The following is an 18,952-nucleotide window of genomic DNA, read 5'->3' as shown; positions in this document are numbered from 1 at the left end:
CGACCGGTCGTCGCGCGGCCCCTGCCGGTATCGGATCAGGCGGCGGGCACCGGCGCCGCGTCGAGGCCGAGCCGGCGGCGGTCGCGCTGCTGGTTGATGAAGACCAGGGACAGCACGCCGCATGCCAGGAGGAGGCCGCCGGCGAGCGCGAAGGAGGCCGAGTACCCGGCGGCCTGCGTCGCGGCGCCGCCGATGAGGAAGCCGGAGACCGCGGGGGCGAAGACGCCGCCGGTGGTGAACACCGCGTTGGCGATGGAGAGGTTCGCCCCGCGCTGGGCCACCGAGGTCAGCTCCGCGACCACGAGGTAGCTGAGGGCGAACAGCGCCGGCGCGGTGCCGAAGCCGAACACCATGAGTGCGACCGCCACGACCGGGTCCGGGACGAGGGAGGCGGCGAGGAGGGCCGCTCCCCCGAATACCGCGCCGCTGCCGAGCACCCAGGCCCGCGACTTGCGGGTGGGGACGCCGCGGAGGTGGAGGCGCTGCGTGAGGGCGCTCAGGCCCACGGTCGCGATGGCGCCCCAGGCGGCCGGGAGGGCGATGAGGCTGCCCGCCTGCTGCCCCGTGAGCCCCAGGACGGTCTGGAAGTACGCCGGGCCCCAGGACATCGCGAGGGTGAAGGTCCAGTAGCCGAAGAACGAGGTCAGCACCGCGAAGATCCAGCTCGGGGACAGGATGGTCCGCAGGTAGGGCACGCGGTTCTCCACCACGGCGGTGGCGGACGACGGCGTGGCGGCGCCGGCGCGGGCGCCCCGGTCGCCATCGAGCTTCAGCTCGGCCGCGCGGCTCGTGTACGGGCCCTCCTTGCCGACGATGAGCCAGTAGGCGGCGAACGCGAGGCCCACGACGGCGAGCAGCGCGAACGCGGCGTGCCAGCCGTAGGAGCCGATCACCCAGGCGAGCACGGGGGCGAAGGCCACGATGCCGAGGGTGACGCCGGAGGAGGCCAACGCGGCCGGGGTGGCGCCCTTCTTCTCGGGGAACCACTTGTAGACGCCGTGCATCATGACCGGCGCGAGCGGGCCCTCGCCGGCGCCGAGGAGGAGCCTGCTGACCCAGAGCGCGGGCAGCGAGGAGAAGACGAGGATCGGGGCCTGGGCCACCGACCAGAGGATGCAGATGACCAGCAGGATCCAGCGGCTCTGGACCTTGTTCGCCAGCGGGGCGGCGACAAGCTGCGCCACGCCGAAGGTGAAGAACATGGCGCTGCTGACCAGCCCGAACATCTCGGGGGTGATCTGGAGGTCCTTCATGATGGGCACGGCCGCGAGGCCCAGGACGGCCTTGTCCGCCCAGCTGAGCATCATGAGGAACAGCAGCGAGACCGTGACGAGCCAGCCGTAGCGGCGGCGCTTCTCGTAGGACCAGGTGGCCGGGTCCTTCGACACGGCGGCGGGCGCCTGGGGCGGCGTGGGGGGAGCAAGCTGGGTCATGGATCTACTCCTTCGTAGAACCGGCTCACGCAGCAGCGGAGACCTTGAGGGGGATGGAGGTGAAGAAGTGGAGGGTGTTGTGGAGCTCCTGGACGGGATCGCCGTCGAGCTCGAGGGTGGCGGCCCGCGCCACGAGTGCCTTGAGGACCAGTTCGATCTCGAGGCGGGCGATGGGCTGCCCGATGCACTGGTGCAGTCCCATGCCGAAGGCGACGTGCCCGGTCGCGTTGCGGTCCAGGTCGAAGTCCGACGCCGTGTCGCCCCACCGCCGGGGGTCGCGGTTGGCGGCACCGAGGAAGAGCAGGATCTTGGAGTCGGCCGGGATGCGCACCCCGACGAGCTCGGAGTCCACGGTTGCGGTGCGGTGGAACATCTGGAACGGCGACTCGAGGCGCAGCGCCTCGTCGACGGCGAACTTCACCAGGTGCGGCTCGCGGCGCAGCCGCGCCCACTGCTCGGGCTCGCGGGCCAGGCAGAGGAGCGTGTTGCCGATGCCGGCCACCGTAGTGTCGACGCCGGCGGAGAGCAGGGCCCGCACGAGCAGCGAGGCTTCCTGGTCGGTGATGTTGCCGAGGTCGGCCTGCTCCCAGATCTTCTCCCCGAACCCCCCGGGCATGAGGCTTCCGCGGGCGCACGCCCACTCGACCCAGGCGGCCACGGACTCGGCACCGACGAAGGCACGCTCGTAGATCTCGTTGCGCGGGCCGAACGCGTTGAAGGCCATGCTGCCGTAGGGCAGGAGGTTCTCCCGTCCTGAGTCGGGGATGCCGACGGCGTCGGGGAAGACGCGCAGCGGGTAGACCTGCGCGAGGTCTGTCACGGCGTCGAACGAACCGCGGGTGACGAGCGATTCGGCGAGGCTCTCCGCGGGCGGGGTGAAGCCTGCGGCCAGGTCCCGGACCGAGCCGGGGTGGATGACCTTCGACAGGCCCCGCCGCATCGCCGTGTGGGTGGGCGGGTCCGACTCGAGGATGCCGGCAGGTCGCCACTCGGCCTGCTTGCGGATGTCCTTCGGCCCGACTCCGCCGGAGGAGCAGTAGGTCTCGAAGTCCATGAGGACCTCGCGGACGGGGTCGAAGTGCGTGACGGCGTAGACGCCGTACTTCTCGAGGTAGACCACGGGGCCGGCCTCGCGCAGGGTCTCGTGGAGGGCGTAGCGGCCCACGAGGTTCTCGGGGGCGAAGGGATCCGCGTCGAGGATCGGCGCCTCGCGGTGTGTCAGAAGCGACATCGTGTTCTCCGTAGGTCTCAGAGGTCGAGGGTGAGGCGGCTGCAGCCGGAGGCGGCGCGGGAGACGCAGACCATCATCGTGGCGCTGCGGGCCCGGTCCTCGGGGCTGAGGATTGCGTCGCGGTGGTCCACCTCGCCGGCGAGGACGGGGATCTCGCACGTGCCGCAGACCCCTTGGCGGCACGAGGAGAGGACGCGCACTCCGGCCTCCTCGACGGCGTCGAGGACGGTGCGGTCCGCGGCGACCTCGACGACACGGCCGGTACGGCTCAGCTCGACCTCGAACGGGCCCGCGGACCCGCTGGCGCCCGGGGCCGCGGCGAAGCGCTCGAGGTGCAGGGCGCCGGCGGGCCAGCCGAGGCAGTAGTCCTCGATGGCGTCGAGGAGGCGCTGGGGGCCGCACGCGTAGACGAGGGTGAGGGCCCGCGGAACGCCGAGGAGTGCCTCGAGGTCCAGCCGGCCGGACTCCTCCGACGGGAAGAGCAGCACCCGCTCGGGTCCGTAGGCCTCCAGGAGCCCCTGCGCGAAGGCCATGGTCGCGAGGCTGCGGCCGCCGTAGGCGAGGCGCCACTCCTTGCCTGCCTGCTCGGCCGCCTCGATCATCGCGAGCATCGGCGTGATGCCGATCCCGCCCGCGATGAAGAGGTACTTGCGCGAGGGGGCGAGGGAGAAGTTGTTGCGCGGGCCGCCGACGACGACCCGGGTGCCCGGGGTGAGCTCCTCGTGGACGTACGCTGAGCCGCCGCGGGACTCGGGCTCGCGCAGGACGGCGATCTCGAGGCTCGCACGGTTGGCCGGCGAGGAGCAGATCGAGTACTGGCGCGTGTGCCCGGGGAGGTGCAGGTCGATGTGCGCTCCGGCTTCCCACGCGGGGAACAGGCTGCCGTCCGCGGGGCGGAGCGTGAGGTGGGCGACGCCGTCGGCCGCCTCACGGCGTTCGGCGACGAGCGCGTCCAGCGTCGCGGAGACCGGCAGGAGGTGCTCCATGTCTGCCTCGGCCTGTGCCGTCATCGGGATGTCCTTTCGCTGATGCGGGTGGAGGATGCCCTCCATCGCCGCGCCTTCTCCAAGACCTTAAGTCCGCTGCGTGGTCCGGATCACGCGGCCTTTACCGCTGGATGGAAAAGCAGCGTCAGCCGGCTTGTCCATCCCTTCGGAGCCTCGGTCGGGCGCCTCAGCCGGTGGCGCCCAGCGTCCTGCCGATCGCCTTCGCGGCCACCTGGAGGGCCGGGAGCGTGCGCGCCACGGGCGGCGGCGTGGCCCCGATGCCGACGGCGCCGAGGGCAGCGATCACTCGTCCGCCGGCGCCGAAGACGGGCACGGCGAGGCCGGAGGTTCCGAGGGCGTGCTCCTCGACGGTGGTGGCGTAGCCCTGCTCGCGGATCTTCACGATCTCGCGCTGGAGCTTGGCCGGGTCGGTGATGCTGTGCCGTGTCTCCTGCTTCAGCTCGGCGAACGCCTGCTCGAGGACGGACACCGGCGCATAGGCGAGCAGGACCTTCCCGCCCGCGCTCGTGTGGAGGAGCAGCCGCTCCCCCACACGCGCCACAGGCTGCCCCACGGCGGTGCCCGCAATGCGCTCCAGGAGCAGCGCGCGGGCGTCTTCGAGGACGAACAGGTTCACCACGTGGCGGGTCGCGAAGAGGACGTCATGCATGTACGGGGCCGCGACCTCGCGCAGGCCCTTCTGGACGGGGGCAAGCATGCCGAGCGTCCACAGGCGGTAGCCGATCTGGTACCGGCCGTCGGTGGTCTTGGCCAGGGCGCCCCACTCCGTGAGCTCGCCCAGCAGGCGGTGGCACGTGGCCACGGGCGTGCCAGAGCGACGGGCGATCTCGGAGAGACCGAGGACCGGATTCTCCTGGTCGAACGCGCCCAGCACGTTCAGCGCCCGTGACGTCACGGACTTCCCGGCGGCCTTCGTATGACCTGCCACTGCCCACCTCGCCGACGAGGCACACGGCACCGTGCCGTGCGCCCCCTTCACGATACCTGTGCCACGGCCGGCCGGACGGGGGGCCTGTGGTGGCGAGGCCACGTGGGAAGCCGGCGGCACCGGGTCCTTCGCCTCTGAGGCGCGCCGGTGCGCTCCGCTAGTGTCGGGGGAGTCAGGAAGCGGCGAGCACACGCAGTTCCGCGCCCAAGGCTCCCTGCTCCCCAGGGACGGTCCGCGGACAGCCCGATGACGTAGGGAAACCCGCCGATGGCCCCCGCACCAGCCCCGCACGACCCCCTGACGGTGTTCCTCCTGGCCGCCCTCGTCCCGCTCCGGCGCCGGCTCGCGGAGCTCCTGCAGGACGAGGGCATGAAGATCGTCGGGGAGAGCTCCTCGGCCTCGGACGCCGCGCGCTCGATTCCCGTCCTGGGTCCCCGCGTCGCGGTGCTGGACCTCACGGTCCCCGACGGTAACGGGATCGCCCTGTGCAGGGAGGTCAGGCGGACGAGCCCAGGCACGCGCTGCGTCATCCTCGCCAGCTTCTTCGACCACCGGGCCTACGGTGCGGCCATGGAGGCCGGCGCCTCTGCCTTCGTGCTGCGGCAGATCAGGAACCACGGCCTCCCGGACGCGGTCCGCCGCGCCGCCTGCACGGAGCCTTCCGTCCGGGTCAGCTCCGGGCCGGGATGCGTCCCGGGACGAAGCGCTGGCCCGGCTGGGCCACGGTGATCGGCCCGGAGAACTCCGCGGCCACGCCGGCCGCCCACTCCTCGTCGGTGGCCACCCCGGCCAGATGGGACAGGACCACGTGCCCGACGCCGGCCGCCCGGGCCACGCGCCCGACCCCGGCGGGGGTGGTGTGGGAGACCTGCTGGTGGTTGAGGAACTCCGGCGAGAAGTCCCGGGCCGCGAAGTAGGCGAGGTTGACCGCCTCGTGGATGAGCAGGTCCGCGCCCGCGGCGAGGGTCGCGACGTTCTCGCACTCGGTGGTGTCCCCCGAGATGACGACCGAGCCGTAGCGGGTGTCGAAGCGGAACGCGAAGGCCGGGAACACCGGCGGGTGCTCGACGAGGATGGCCGTGACCGTCACGTTCTCGTCCGTGTACACCTCGAACGGCCGCATGGCCGGGGTGGAGCCAGGGCCGCCGCCCGCGGCGTCCGCGGGGAGCTCGATGTCCACGGGGCGCACGATGCGCCGCAGGTCGGGGCGCCCCTCGTCGACGATGCGGATGGCGATGTCGTAGTCGAATGCGGCGAGGAGGTGGGAGACCATCTCGCTCGTCTGCGGCCCGGGCCCGTAGACGGGGACGTCGCGGGTGAAGCCGTCCACGGGCCTGCCCCAGTTCCACAGCAGGTAGGCGGGCAGTTCGCCCACGTGGTCCGAGTGGAGGTGGGTGATGAACGCGGCCCGCAGGTCCTGGCCGCGGAGGCCGGCGGCGTTGGCCTGGCGGGTGCAGCCGAGGCCGAAGTCGACGAGGTAGTGGGCGCCGTCGACCACGATTGCGGTGGCGATGCCGGGGGCTCCGCTGCGGATCGCGGGCCCGGCCGCGGTGCCCAAGGTGATGACGTCGAGGCCGGCGGGTGCCGGGCTGTTCGCGGGGTGCATGCGGGTCCTCCGAATCAGCGGGCCGTCACAGCGGCGGAAGCTGCCGCGGGGGTGGGGCTCGGGGCGGTGTGGCTGCGGGCATTCACAGTGCGCAGCTCGAGGTAGGGCTCGAGCCCGAACGGGCCGCGCTCGCGCCCCACGCCGGACGCCTTCCAGCCGCCGAATGGGGCGTCCAGCTCCACCTGCGTGTGCTGGTTGACCCAGACCGTGCCTGCCTCGATCCGGCCGGCCAGCTCGTCGGCGCGGTCCAGGTCAGGCGTCCACAGGGAGGCGCCGAGGCCGAACTCCTGGCCGTTGAGGCCCTCGAGGAGCCGGTCGAGGTCCGTGTAGGCGACCACGGGCAGGGCCGCGCCGAACTGCTCCCCTGCGACCAGGGCGGTATCGAACGCAGCGCCGGCCACGACGGTCGGCTCGAGGAAGTACCCCGGCAGGGAGGTCCCCCGGCCGCCGCCCGAGGCGAGCCTCGCGCCGCCGTCGAGCGCGTCCCGCACCAGGCCCTGGACGAGCTCGAGCTGGGACCGGCTGTGCATCGGGCCCATGGTGGTGCCCTCCGCGACGCCGTGGCCGAGGACGAGCTTGGCCGCCTCCGCAGCGATCGCCTCCACGAACTCGGCCTCCCGCTCGGCGGGCACGAACACGCGCTTGACCGCCATGCAGACCTGCCCGGCGTTGCGGAACGCCGAGCCGACGATCCCCGCCGCGGTGAACGCCGCGTCGGCGTCGGGCAGGACGATGGCGGGGTCGTTGCCGCCGAGCTCGAGCGTGACGCGCTTGACCGTCGGGGCGGCCTGGGCCGCGATCGCGGCGCCCACCTCGGTGGAGCCCGTGAAGGAGATCTTGCGGACCTTCGGGTGCTCGCTGAGCGCACGGTTGACGGCGCGCCGTCCGGTGAGCCACTGGACCACCCCATCCGGGACGAACTCCGCGACGGCGTCCACGAGCGCGATCGTGGAGAGCGGGGTGGTGGGCGACGGCTTGGCGATGACGGTGCAGCCGGCCGCGAGTGCGGGGGCGAGCTTGACGCTCAGGAGGGAGATCGGGAAGTTCCACGGGGTGATGGCGGCGACGACGCCGACCGGGCGGCGCTGGACGGTGAGCCGCCGGCCGCCGCGCTCGGGCAGGGACTCCTGCTCGTCCCATTCCAGGCTCGCGTAATAGTCGAACACGTCCGCGGCAACGAGGACCTCGCCGACGGCCTCGCGCAGCACCTTGCCCTGCTCGAGCGAGAGGGTGCGGCCGATCCCGGGCGCCTTCGCCCGCAGGGCCGCGGCGGCGCCGCGCAGGGCGGCGCGGCGGGCATCGCGGTCGGCGGCCCAGCGCGGGCCGGCGGCGACGGCCCGCCCGACGGCGCGGTCGACGTCCGCCTCGGCGTGCAGGGGCGCGGTGCCGACCGGCTCCAGCGTGGCGGGGTCGAACACCTCGTACGTCGTTGTCATGCGATGTCCCTTTCGGCGGGCCGGGCGCCGGTGGGGCGCCGGGTCTCGGATCTGGTTCCCAGCGTGGCCCGGCACGCCGGGGACGGACAACGCAGTCTCTCCATCCAGTGGAAAGGGCGCGTTGCCCGTCACATCGCGGGACCCAAGAGTGGTGGGAGAGACATCAGCCACTCTTCAGCAGGAGGACCCATGGAGCCGAACCTCGCCGGCCGCACCGTCGTCGTCACCGGAGCCGCCTCGGGCATCGGGGCCGCGACCGCAGCAGCCTTCGCCCGTCTCGGGGCGCGGGTGATCGGGGTGGACCGCAACGTTCCCGACGGCGCCCGCGACTTCGTGCGCGCAGACCTCTCGACCTCGGCGGGAGCCGCCGCGGCGGCAGAGGAGGTCCGCGCCCTGGCCCCGAGGATCGATCACCTCGCCAACATCGCCGGCGTGCCGGGCACCGCGCCGTGGCGGACCGTGCTAGGCGTGAACGTGCTCGGCCTGCGCGCCCTCACCGACGCCCTGCTGCCCTCCATCGCGGAGGGCGGGTCCGTGGTGCACCTCGCCTCGAACGTCGCGGACGGCTGGGCCGCCCGCGTCCCGCAGCTCCGCGCATTCCTCTCCCACGCGGACGACGCCGAGGCCCTCGCCTCTGTCGAGGACGACGCCGAGGTCACCGGCAACTCGTACCGCTTCTCGAAGGAGTGCGTGCGGGTCCTCGCCCAGGCCCAGGCGGCGGCGTCCCTCGGGCGCGTCCGCGTGAACTCCGTGAGCCCCGGCCCGGTCAGCACTCCGATCCTGGACGACTTCAAGCGCGACCACGGCACGGACAAGGTCGAGGGTGCCATCAGCCTGACCGGCGGCGCCGCCACGCCCGAGGCGGTGGCCGACGTGGTCGTCTTCCTCGCCTCCGACGCCGCCCGGTGGGTCAACGGCAGCGACGTCCGGGTGGACGGCGGCCTCGGCGCCCACCGCTTCACCGAGGCCGCGGCGCAGCCCGCCTGAGCGGCCGGCGCGCCGGGCGCCGCGGCCGGACCTAGGATGGCAGGGACCCCGCCGCCGTCCTGAGGAAGAAGATGCCGCCGCGCCCGACCCCGCTCGTCCAGGAGCTCGTGGTCACCCTCTACGGCCTCTACGCTGACCCGCGCACCGGCGAACTGCCCGTGGCCGGGCTCGTGCGGCTGCTCGACGGGGTGGGCGTGGACGGGCAGGCGGCGCGCGCCACAGTCTCCCGCCTGAAGGGCAAGGGGGTCCTGGACCAGCGCCGCGCCGGTGGCACGAGCCTCTACGCCCTCTCCCCCGACGTCCTGGACCTGTTCCGCGCCGACGACGAGCGCATCTTCGCTCCCATGCGCTCCGTCCCGGGGGACCCGTGGTCCCTCATCGTCTTCTCCGTGCCGGAGGCGGAGCGCAACCGCCGCTACGAGCTGCGCAGCGAGCTCGCGAGCCTGGGCTTCGGGTTCGTTGCCGCCGGGGTCGCGATAGCGCCGCGGACCGTCCTCGACCAGGCAAGGGAGCGCCTCGCGGCGCGGGGCCTCGACGGCTACACCGAGTGCTTCGCCGGGGAGTACCTCACGGGCGCGGACATCCGGGCGAAGGTCGGGCAGTGGTGGGACCTGGGCGCCCTGGACGAGCAGTATGCCGCGTTCATCGGCGACTACGAGCACCTCGAGGCCCCCTCGCCGGACGGCCCGGAGGCCGATCTGGCCGCGTTCGCCGCCTACGTGCCCATGCTCACGCGCTGGCGCCGGTTCCCCTACCGCGATCCGAACATCCCGCTCGAGTACCTGCCCGAGGGCTGGAAGGCGCCCCGAGCGAAGGCGGCGTTCCTGCGCCTGCACGCGCAGCTGGCCGGCCCCGCGGGACGGCACGCCCGGCGGGCCCTCGAGGCCGCCTGATCCCCGGCGCTCAGCGCACGACGGCGGCCCCCGCCATCCAGCCGACCACCGCCTCCCAGTGGGACGCCGCGGGGTCGATGGCACCCAGATGGGTCAGGCCCGGCACCTCGAGCAGGCCGACGGGGCTTCCGCCCGCGCCCGAGGCCGCGCGCACATAGTCGACGGAGTGCGCGAGCGGCACGCGGTCGTCGGCGTCGCCGTGCACGGCGAGGACGGGGCATCCCGGGGGCAGCCGGCGGATCGGCGAGGCCTCTGCGTACACGCCCGGGAGCTCCGCCGGTCCCGCTCCGAAGAACTCGGCGGCCGCGCCGTCGCCCAGGCCCTCGGCCCACACCCGCCCAGCGTCGGTCACCGGTGCAAGGGCGACCGCACTGTCGAGCTCCCCCGAGGCGAGCAGCACGAGCTGGCCGCCCACGGAGTGCCCGATTCCGACCAGCGGGCCGCCCCAGTTCCAGCGCCACGCGCTCGCGGCGACTGCGACGGCGGCGGCCCGGACGTCGTCGTCCGGCGCGGGCCATGGGCCCGAGGCGCCGCGCCGGTACTCCACGTTCGCCACCGCCCACCCGCGCGCCACGAGATCCGCGGCGAGCCCCCGCATGAGCCCGAGCGTAAAGCGCTCGCGCCAGTAGCCGCCGTGGACCAGGAGCGCCACCCCGCGGGGCTGGCTGCCCTCGGCAGGGTCGTAGAGCTCGACGCGCTGGTCGGGGTGGGCGCCGTAGCGCACGACGCCGTCGGGCCGGTTCACGCGGCTGCCCCGCCTCAGGCGCCCGGGACGGAGCCCGGCGGGAGGAAGTCCACGTCGCGCAGGGCCGAGAGGCGCACGACCTCCTGGGGGTCGTCGAGGTTGTGCAGCTCGTCGAAGAGCCTGCTGAGCTGGCCGGCCGGGCTGACCCAGAAGAGCGACTTCCCGGGGGTCTCGCCCTTGTTGTAGTAGGCGTGCGGGAGGCCCTTGGGCATGCGGACCGTGTCGCCGGGCCCTGCCGTGGTCCACTCCCCGTCGAGGTACAGCGTGTACGTCCCCTCGAGGACGTAGATGTGCTCGTCCTGGGTCGGGTGCACGTGCGGCGGAACGCCGGTCCCGGTGGGGTCGAGGGACAGCCAGGCGAAGCTGGTGGCGGACTCGACCTTGGCCAGGTACGTGTGCCCGAGGACGTTCCACGTCTTGTTGCCCATGGCCTCGCTCGCGAGCGTGATGCCCTTGGGAAGGTCTCCGAGGATGATCTCCTGGCTCGTCGGCTCCATTGCCTGTTCCTTTCGTCGGTGGAAGGTCCGGCCAGCATGGCACGCCCCCGCACGCTTATGCAATACCCATTGCGATCGCCAAAAATGCTGTATATGGTGTTCGTCACACGCTGGCCAGCGGACTGCTCACACCCCCAGACCCGAAGAAAGGCCACGCCATGACCTCTCCCCCCACCCCCGGCATGACCGTCCACGCCCTCGGCACCGGCGGCGGCCCCATCGTCTCCTCCAGCCGCGCCGGAACCTCCACCGCCGTCACCGTCGACGGCGCCACCTACGTCATCGACGCCGGGATGGGCAGCATCCGCAACTACCGCTCCCACTCGTCCTGGGCCGCCCTCCGCGCCGTCCTCCTGACCCACCACCATTCGGACCACCTGTACGACCTCGGCGCCTACCTCGTGACGGGCTGGGAGGTGCCGGGCGAGTCGTTCTCCCGCCCGGTGCGGGTCCTCGGCCCCGGCCCGGCCTCCGTCGGGACCGAAGGGCGCACCACCTCAGCGACCACCGAGATCGTCGAGGCGCTCCTGGGCACCGTGTTCGCCTCCGACGTCGCCGTGCGGCGCGAGGACGAGCGCCGGGGCGACCCGCGCGCGTGGATCCTCGCCGAGGACATCGCCGTGCCGGGCGGTGCCGGCGCCGACGAGGCCACGCGGCATCCCGAGACGGAGCCGTTCGAGGTGTACCGCGACGAGCTGGTGAGCATCACCGCGGCCCTCGTGGACCACCGGCTCTGCTACCCGGCCTTCGCCTTCCGCGTCGACTCGCGCTACGGCTCGGTCGTGGTCTCCGGCGACACCGCGCCGTCGCCGAACCTCGTGCGCCTCGCACGGGGCGCCGACCTCCTCCTGCACGAAGTCATCGACCTGGACTCCATCCTCGCGACCTTCCCCGACGGCCCTGCCCGCGCAGGCATCGAGGTGCACCTGCGCGAGTCCCACACCCCCTACAGCGACGTCGGCAAGGTGGCCGCCGGCGCGGGAGTGGGCGAGCTCGTCCTGCACCACATCGTCCCGAACACGCCCGGCGCGGCGGACCTCGCGGCCATCCTGGCCGGCGCCCGCGCCGACTTTGCGGGGCCGGTCCGGATTGCCGAGGACAACGACGTCTTCCGCGTCGGCACCCAAGGCGAGGCGGCCGGCGTCGTCCGCCACGAGCTCGCCGGGAGCAACGCGTGAGCGCCCCGCAGCAGGTCGCCGACCACACCCTGCGCGGGGCGATCGCGAACGGCCGTATGAACCGGCGCGCGTGGCTGGTGACGGGCCTGCTCGTGGTGTTCCAGATCATCAACTTCGCGGACAAGGCCGTCCTTGGCCTCGTGGCCGACCCGGCGATCCGCGAGCTCGGCCTCACCGCCGGCGAGTTCGGGATGATCGGCAGCTCGTTCTTCTTCCTCTTCGCAATCTCGGCCGTCGTGGTCGGGTTCGTCGCAGCCCGGGTCCCGACGAAGTGGCTCCTGCTCAGCATGGGCGTAGCGTGGGCCGTCATCCAGTTCCCGATGCTGGCCGGCGGCGGGGCCGCGGTCCTGCTCGTCACCCGCATCATGCTCGGCGCAGCCGAGGGCCCGGCCACCCCCATCACGCTCCAGCACGTGCACGGCTGGTTCGCGCCGGCCGAGCGGGGCCTGCCCAGCAGCCTCGTCGCCGCCGGCTCGACGCTCGGGCCCATCATCGCCGCCCCCGTGCTCGCCTGGATCATCGCGCACCCCGAGCTCGGATGGCGCTGGGCGTTCGGCTTCCTCGGAGTCCTCGGACTGGTCTGGTCCCTGGCCTGGCTGCTCGTGGGCCGGGACGGGCCGTTCAGCCACACGGCCCGGCGCCGCGGCACCGCCGCCGCGCACCCGGGCCTGTCCGCGCACGACGGCGGGGACGTGCCGTCGTCCGCCTCCTCGCCGGAGACGCGGGCTGGCGGGGCGGGGGGCGGGACCGCTACCGCGGCGGGATCCCCGCGTGGCACGTCGGGGAGCATCGCGGACCGGGCGGACGCGCTCGGAATCGTGCCGATCCGACGGATCCTGGGCACGCGGATGTTCGCGGTCGCGGTCCTCGCCGGTGCGGGCTGCTTCTGGGCGCAGGGCTTCCTCACGACGTGGTCGCCGAAGTACCTCTCCTCGATCGTGGCGGTCTCCCCCGAGGCAATCGGGGCGCTCTCGACCCTGCCGTGGATCGTGGGCGCGCTCGCGCTCCTGGCGCTCGGGTACGCCTCGCGGTTCCTCATGCGCCGCGGGGTCACGGTCCGCTGGGCGCTCGGGGCACTGTTCGGCGGGACGCTCCTGGTCTCCGGCGTGTGCTTCCTGCTCCTCCCGGGCCTGCAGGGGGCGGCCGCCATCGCCGTCGTGACCGTCGGCGCGGGCCTCGCGATGATCTACCCGCTCGCCCCGACCGCCGTGGCCTTCTGCGTCAGCTCCAAGCAGCGGGCCGCGGTCATGGCCACCCTCACCGGCCTCGCCTCGCTCGGCGGCGTAGTGGCCCCGGCGATGGTGGGCGGCCTCATGGATGCGGCCGGCTACGTCCCGGCACCGAAGGGCGTCAAGGAGTCGGCGGAGATGATCGCCCGGCTGGGGGCGGGCATGGACACCTCCTTCTGGGCCATCGGGGTGTACCTCGTCCTCGTGGGGGCGCTCAGTGTCCTCCTGCTCAACCCCGACCGGACGGGCACGCGGCTCCAGGAGCGGTTCGCGTTCAGCGGGTAGGCCCGGCTGGACCCGCATAGGAATGTGCCCCCGTTCCGGACGCCGCGCGGCTCATGCAGGAGACGTCCGGAACGGGGGCTTCCAGCGGCAGCGGCGCTCAGGGTCCCGGCTCGGGCGCGGGCGTCGGCGGCCGCTGGTACTCGCGCGAGATGAGCCGGTAGGAGCGGGTGCCGAAGGCCATCACCGCGAGCGCCGTGAGCAGGAGCCCGCTGGCCAGGAAGACGAGGGCGATCCCCCTGGCCTGACCCTCGCCGAGCAGCCACCCCCACGCCTGCCGGCCGCCGTCGGATGCCATGTACGGGATGATCCAGAACTGGGCGACGGGCGCGATGAGAAACGAGGTGATCGGCGCTGCCGCGGCCTCGAACGCGGAGGCGAATCCGAAGACCCGGCCCTGCCGCCGGTACGGGACGACCCGCTGGATCACAGTCTGCTCGGAGGCCTCGACGGCGGGGATGAGCATCATGTAGGCGAAGATGCCGAGCGCGTAGACCCACCACCACTCGCGGATGGTGAAGAGAGCGCCGAGGAGGCCCATGGCGACGACCATGAGCAGCATGGTGCGCACCGGGTTCCTGCCCAGCCCGAACTTCGCGATGGCCGCGCCCCCGATGAGGAACCCCGTGGACGTCACGCCCAGGACGAGGCCCCAGAGCTCCACCGAGAACAGCGTCAGCCCGTACGGGTCCATGAGCGCCATGTAGACGCCGCCGATGAGGTTGTTGAAGGTCGTGAACAGGATCAGGGCGAAGAGCCCGGGCACCCCGCGGATGGCGGCGAGGCTGCCGCGGATGTCCACCGAAGGCGCCTTCCCTCCCTCCGGGGCCGGCTTCTCTTCGGGGATACGCACGAACATCAGGTGCACGAGCGTGACGAGCGTGAGGGCAACGGCGATCGCCAGCGTCCACCCCATCCCCAGCAGGCCGACCGAGAGCCCGCTGAACACGCTCGTCGTGATGAACGCCAGCCCCTGGACGGTGCCCACCATGCCGTTGGCGTTCGCATGCCGCTCCACCGGCACCAGGAGGGTCACCGTCGTCGAGAGCGCGATGTTGCGCAGCTGCTCCACGACTGAGCCGAGCAGGATGACGCCTGAGAAGATCCAGAACCACATCCCGCCGAGGTCCACGATCGCGGACTCGGGCTGGAGCAGGTAGACCGCGGCGGCCACGAGGAACGCCCCGAGCGGGACGACGCTCGAGAGCACCATGACGCGGTGCTTCCGGTGACGGTCGACCATCGTCCCGAAGTACATCGCGAACACCGCGACCAGCAGCATGTACGCGCCGCCCACGATCCCGGTGGCCAGCACGGACCGCGTCTCGAGGTAGACCCAGAAGGTGAGGGCGAACCAGAGGTAGCTTGTCGTGACGTTCGCGACCATCGTGTTGGCGAGCAGGGCGACGAAGACGCGCATCCCGTCCGACGGCGGGTGCGCGCCACCGGGCGCGTGCTCGGCGGCCGCGCCCGCCGGAGGAGTCCGGGCCCCCTCAGTCACCCTACGAGGCTAGCGCGCAGCGGCGGCATCTGGCAGGGCGGCCGAGTCGGTCAAACAAATTGCCACATCAAGAGCCGCTTCCACCGTGCATAAGTGACATCGTGCACCGTCCTAATGTGCCCGCTTGTGCAGTGACGCTCTTCACACCTACCGTCATCGAGAACCGATGCGCAGCACATCATCGAGGAGGGGCCAGATGACCACCGCCACCGATTCCCAGCAGACCGCATCCGCCGGCGCCGGGAGCGCCCCGACCGTCTCCACCGCCGTGGCGGACGTGATCGCGGAGCGCGCCCAGCACCTGTTCGGGCTCATGGGCAACGGCAACGCCCACCTGATCAGCCACCTGACCTACGCCGGCTTCCCCTTCACCTCCGCCCGGCACGAGGCCGCGACCGTCACGATGGCGGACGCGTGGCACCGGGCGACCGGCACGGTCGGCGTCGCCACGACCACCTACGGGGCGGGCTTCACGAACACCTACACCGCCCTGGCCGAGGCGCGCCTGGCCCGCATCCCCCTCGTCCTCGTGGTCGGGGATGCCCCGACCACCGGGCCCCGGCCCTTCGACATCGACCAGACGATGGCGGCGGCGGCGGTCGGGGTCACCACCCTCGTGGCGACCCCGCAGAACGCGGCCGCTGTCGCGCACCGCGCGTTCGACCTCGCCCTCCAGACCGTCCAGCCCGTGGTCCTCGCCATCCCCTACGACGTCGGCACCGCGCCCCTGGCTGCCGAGCAGTCCGGGCTCGAGCCACTGCCGGCCAAGCCCGCGTGGCACGCCGACCCCGCCGACCTGGACCGGATCGCCGACCTTCTCCGCGCCGCGGAACGCCCGCTCGTGCTCGCCGGCCGCGGGGTTGTCCTGGCCGACGCCGCGGCGCCCCTGCGCGAGCTCGGCGACCGGCTCGGTGCGCTGTTCATGACCTCGGTCATGGCCGTCGGCGTGGTCGACTCGCCGTGGGACCTCGGCGTGGCGGGCGGGTTCACGCGGGCCCACCGCCTCGAGCTCGCGCGGCAGGCCGACGTCGTCCTCGTGGCCGGCGCGTCGCTGAATGCCTTCCAGTCCCGCTACGGCACGCTGTTCCCCGAGGGTGCCCGGGTGATCCGGATCGACAACGAGCCCGCGGAGGACCTCGCCCACCCGCAGGTCACCGACTACCTCCGCGCCGACCTGGCCCCAGCCCTGGCCGGTCTGGCCGAGCGCATCCCCGCGGCGGACGCCGCCCGGACGTGGCGGGCGCGGGTGCCCGAGGCCGCCGACGCGGCCTTCCACTCCGCCGAGCCGGTCGAGGACCCTGCCGAATTCGGCCCCGACGGGCGGCTCAACCCGCGCGCCGTCGTCGCCGCGCTCGAGGAGATCCTCCCGACGGAGCGGTCGGTGGTCATGGACGGCGGGCACTTCATCGGCTGGGCGCCGATGTACCTGTCGGTCCCGGATCCGAGGGCCATGGTGCTGGTCGGCACCGCGTTCCAGAGCATCGGGCTCGGCTTCGGCTCCGCCGCCGGTGTCTCCGCCGCCCGCCCGGACCGCACCACCGTGCTCGTCACCGGCGACGGCGGCGGGCTCATGGGCCTGGCCGATCTCGAGACCTTCCTGCGGGCCACGCGGCGCGGCGTCGTCGTCGTGCTCAATGACTCCGCCTACGGCGCCGAGCTGCACCAGTACGCCTCCAAGGGGCTGGACCCCACGGCGATGCTCATCGACGAGGTCGACTTCGCGGCGCTCGGGCGCGCCCTCGGCGCGCGCGGTGCGAAGGCCCACACCCTCGCCGACCTCGAGTCCCTCAGGGAGTGGCTCGCCACGGGCGAGGACGGCGTGTTCGTCCTCGACGTCGCCATCTCCCAGAAGGTTATCGCCGAGTTCATGGCCGCCTCCCTCGACGCGGGCAAGAGGCTCTAGCCTGACCTCTTGGAGGACCCCGGGAGCTGAAGCGGCGCCTTAGCATGGCTGCGTGGATGCCAAGGGCAGTGCCAGGGCCACCGACGGCCCGATCACCGGGGAGCTCCTGTCCCTCCTGGAGTCGGGCGTGCCGGCCGGGACGCTTGAGCCGCGCCTCTCCCGATGGCTCGAGGAGGGCCGCATCGACGAGGTGGCGGCAAGGGCAGCCCGCGGCCTGCACTCGCAGCTCTCCGAGGCACGTCGGCGGGAGAGCCTGCTCCGGGTGCTGTACGACACAGCAACGGACCTGACCGCCATCCGCGATGTGGAGGCGATCCTCAAAGCGATCGTCCGGCGCACCCGTGCGCTGATGGGAACGGATCTGGCCTATCTGAGCCTCAACGACTACAAGACGGGCGAGTCATACATCCGGGTCACCGACGGGGCGACGACGGCCCTCTTCCGCAACATCCGCATGCCGCTCGGTGCCGGGGTGCTGGGCGCCGTGGCCACCGGTGAGGCACCCTCGCAGAGCTCCGACTACCCGGCGGACCGCACCAAGTCGCACCTCGAGTCCAGCGACCGTGCGGTTGAGGCCGAGGGGGTCCGCGCGATCATGGGCGTCCCGCTCCGCGTGGAGGGCAAGGTGATCGGCGCCCTGCTCGTCGCCGACCGCCACCCGCACGAGTTCAGCAGTGAAGACGTTGCCCTCATGGAGTCCCTCGGCACCCACGCCGCCGTGGCCCTCGAGAATGCCAGGCACTTCAGCGAGATGGCAGACGCCCTAGCCGAGCTGGACCGGGCCCAACAGCAGAATCTCGCGACAGTGCGGGCGCTCGAGGAGCTCTCCAGCATCGACCGCCGCCTCATGGAAGCGCTGGCCGCCCCGAACACGCTGCCCGAACTTCACAAGCTGCTGCGCGGGGCACTGGGAAAGGATGTTGCGGCGATCTCGCCACTCGGGGAGAGCCTGGAAGGATTCAACGCCGACGCCGAGTACGCGGTCCCCGAGGTGCTCGCGGCGGCGCAGGAGTCCGCCGCGAGCACCGCCCCCGTGCTCTTCACGGCCGGCGGGCGAGAGCTGACCTTGATGTCCGCCGTGGCAGGCGAACAGCAGCTCGCGTCCCTGATCGTGGTCGGCGAACTCGGCCCGGCCCAGATCGCAGTGCTGGAGCGCAGCGCCCTCGTGCTCAGCGTCGCCCTGCTCTTCGAGCGGACGTTCCAGGACGCGCAGTACAGGCTCCAGCTGGAGCTGATTGACGAGCTGCTGAGCTCCCGCCCCCAGGACTCCGTCTCCGTCGCCCGACGCGCCAGCCAGTTTGGTCTCAGCGGCAGCGTCCGCCTCGTGGCGAGGGTCATCGGCGTGGAAGAGGATCAGCGTCACCGGGCCCTTGCTGTCCTCCGGCGCGAGATGGAAGGGCGTCCTGGGATCGTGGCCCTGCACGAGGCCCATCTGTGCCTGATCGAGCCTGCCCGCCCCGATGACGACGGCGGCGAGTCCTTCCTCGCCGCCCTGCGCCGGCACCGCATCACGGCAACCCTTGGCTCCTCGCAGCCGGTTGCCGGCTTCGCTGCCCTCGCGTCCGGGCACGCCGAGGCTCAGGCCGTGCTCGCGGCCCTGCTGGCCCTCTCGCGTGCTGGCGAGGCGGCGGACAGGGCGGCCCTCGGCACAGCCGGCATGCTCCTCGGCGCCATGGGGAGCCACTTCACCGAGCAGCTGCTGGCCGCGCAGATCGGCCCGCTGTTGGACTACGACCAGCGGCGCGGCACCGAGCTGACACTCACCGCGTGGCGTTTTCTGGAGAGCGATGGCGCTCTGGCGGTGGCCGCTGACTCCCTCCACATCCACGCGAATACGCTGCGCCAGCGGCTGCAGCGGATCGACGCAGTGCTGGGAGAGGGCTGGCGGCGGGGCAGCCGGACCTTGGACGTCCACGTGGCGCTGCAGCTCTGGCGGCTCAAGTCCGTCGGGAGGAAAGGTTCTGCAGGCAGCTCGAGCTGATGTTGTCTGACCACATAGGAACCGCTCTGTTGTGGCTGTGATCCCCATAGGAGAGAGCTGGATCACGGGAGACGATGGAGACCCGCGCACACCGCGGAGATCTTCCACCCCCCTT

General features: G+C 72.6%; 16 protein-coding genes. 7 read left to right on the top strand and 9 right to left on the bottom strand.

What is annotated here, in order from left to right; all coding sequences use genetic code 11:
- Window positions 1–35 precede the first annotated feature (35 nt).
- The 4 genes from CGQ25_RS17995 to CGQ25_RS17980 all read right to left on the bottom strand — a co-directional run bounded on the left by CGQ25_RS17995 (window position 36) and on the right by CGQ25_RS17980 (window position 4,599).
- On the bottom strand, window positions 36–1,433 hold the full coding sequence (locus CGQ25_RS17995) for an MFS transporter (protein ID WP_208711155.1): 1,398 nt from the start codon (window positions 1,431–1,433) through the stop codon (window positions 36–38).
- 25 nt (window positions 1,434–1,458) lie between these two features.
- Window positions 1,459–2,664 (bottom strand): cytochrome P450, encoded by a 1,206-nt coding sequence (locus CGQ25_RS17990; RefSeq protein ID WP_208711154.1) that lies wholly within the window; start codon window positions 2,662–2,664, stop codon window positions 1,459–1,461.
- 17 nt (window positions 2,665–2,681) lie between these two features.
- The gene (locus CGQ25_RS17985) at window positions 2,682–3,674 is read right to left on the bottom strand and encodes a PDR/VanB family oxidoreductase (protein WP_255405445.1); all 993 of its coding nucleotides are present in this window, start codon (window positions 3,672–3,674) and stop codon (window positions 2,682–2,684) included.
- Between the two features lie 163 nt (window positions 3,675–3,837).
- The gene (locus CGQ25_RS17980) at window positions 3,838–4,599 is read right to left on the bottom strand and encodes an IclR family transcriptional regulator (RefSeq protein ID WP_208711153.1); all 762 of its coding nucleotides are present in this window, start codon (window positions 4,597–4,599) and stop codon (window positions 3,838–3,840) included.
- Window positions 4,600–4,866: 267 nt separating this feature from the next.
- Here CGQ25_RS17980 and CGQ25_RS17975 point away from each other — a divergent pair, with 267 nt between their 5' ends.
- Window positions 4,867–5,328, top strand: a complete 462-nt coding sequence (locus CGQ25_RS17975; protein WP_208711152.1) for a response regulator — start codon at window positions 4,867–4,869, stop codon at window positions 5,326–5,328.
- Here the strand turns inward: CGQ25_RS17975 and CGQ25_RS17970 are convergent.
- Window positions 5,270–6,205: an MBL fold metallo-hydrolase gene (locus CGQ25_RS17970; RefSeq protein WP_208711151.1), complete on the bottom strand. Its 936-nt coding sequence runs from the start codon at window positions 6,203–6,205 to the stop codon at window positions 5,270–5,272. The genes CGQ25_RS17975 and CGQ25_RS17970 overlap by 59 nt on opposite strands.
- Before the next feature lie 14 nt (window positions 6,206–6,219).
- Window positions 6,220–7,641, bottom strand: coding sequence for an aldehyde dehydrogenase family protein (locus CGQ25_RS17965; RefSeq protein ID WP_208711150.1), 1,422 nt, complete (start codon window positions 7,639–7,641; stop codon window positions 6,220–6,222).
- Between the two features lie 189 nt (window positions 7,642–7,830).
- On the opposite strand from CGQ25_RS17965, the gene CGQ25_RS17960 reads away from it, so the two are divergent.
- Together CGQ25_RS17960 and CGQ25_RS17955 are read left to right on the top strand one after the other, a co-directional pair.
- Entirely contained in the window at window positions 7,831–8,628 is a 798-nt protein-coding gene (locus CGQ25_RS17960; protein ID WP_208711149.1) for a coniferyl-alcohol dehydrogenase, read from the top strand.
- A 71-nt stretch (window positions 8,629–8,699) separates the two neighbouring features.
- On the top strand, window positions 8,700–9,521 hold the full coding sequence (locus CGQ25_RS17955; RefSeq protein ID WP_208711148.1) for a PaaX family transcriptional regulator C-terminal domain-containing protein: 822 nt from the start codon (window positions 8,700–8,702) through the stop codon (window positions 9,519–9,521).
- A gap of 10 nt (window positions 9,522–9,531) precedes the next feature.
- Here the strand turns inward: CGQ25_RS17955 and CGQ25_RS17950 are convergent, their stop codons facing one another.
- Window positions 9,532–10,266 carry a S9 family peptidase gene (locus tag CGQ25_RS17950; RefSeq protein WP_255405442.1) on the bottom strand — a complete coding sequence of 245 codons (735 nt, stop codon included), beginning with the start codon at window positions 10,264–10,266 and terminating at the stop codon, window positions 9,532–9,534.
- 14 nt (window positions 10,267–10,280) lie between these two features.
- Complete coding sequence (locus CGQ25_RS17945; RefSeq protein ID WP_208711147.1) at window positions 10,281–10,763, bottom strand: cupin domain-containing protein; 483 nt, start codon at window positions 10,761–10,763, stop codon at window positions 10,281–10,283.
- Between the two features lie 158 nt (window positions 10,764–10,921).
- Between CGQ25_RS17945 and CGQ25_RS17940 the strand changes: the two genes are divergently transcribed.
- Both CGQ25_RS17940 and CGQ25_RS17935 read left to right on the top strand, forming a co-directional pair.
- A complete protein-coding gene (locus CGQ25_RS17940) occupies window positions 10,922–11,941 on the top strand; it encodes an MBL fold metallo-hydrolase (protein WP_255405441.1) in 1,020 nt (339 codons plus the stop codon).
- A complete protein-coding gene (locus CGQ25_RS17935; protein ID WP_255405440.1) occupies window positions 11,938–13,455 on the top strand; it encodes an MFS transporter in 1,518 nt (505 codons plus the stop codon). Before CGQ25_RS17940 ends, CGQ25_RS17935 begins: the two co-directional genes overlap by 4 nt.
- Window positions 13,456–13,552: 97 nt before the next feature.
- Here the strand turns inward: CGQ25_RS17935 and CGQ25_RS17930 are convergent, their stop codons facing one another.
- Entirely contained in the window at window positions 13,553–14,872 is a 1,320-nt protein-coding gene (locus CGQ25_RS17930; RefSeq protein WP_208713182.1) for an MFS transporter, read from the bottom strand.
- Window positions 14,873–15,149: 277 nt separating this feature from the next.
- Between CGQ25_RS17930 and CGQ25_RS17925 the strand changes: the two genes are divergently transcribed.
- Together CGQ25_RS17925 and CGQ25_RS17920 are read left to right on the top strand one after the other, a co-directional pair.
- Window positions 15,150–16,856 carry a thiamine pyrophosphate-binding protein gene (locus CGQ25_RS17925; RefSeq protein ID WP_208711146.1) on the top strand — a complete coding sequence of 569 codons (1,707 nt, stop codon included), beginning with the start codon at window positions 15,150–15,152 and terminating at the stop codon, window positions 16,854–16,856.
- 52 nt (window positions 16,857–16,908) lie between these two features.
- Window positions 16,909–18,837, top strand: a complete 1,929-nt coding sequence (locus CGQ25_RS17920) for a GAF domain-containing protein (protein ID WP_208711145.1) — start codon at window positions 16,909–16,911, stop codon at window positions 18,835–18,837.
- The last annotated feature ends 115 nt before the right edge of the window (window positions 18,838–18,952 follow it).

The sequence above is a fragment of the Sinomonas sp. R1AF57 genome, from assembly GCF_002224485.1.
Lineage (GTDB): Bacteria > Actinomycetota > Actinomycetes > Actinomycetales > Micrococcaceae > Sinomonas > Sinomonas flava.
This window is presented reverse-complemented; position numbering and strand designations above follow the sequence as displayed.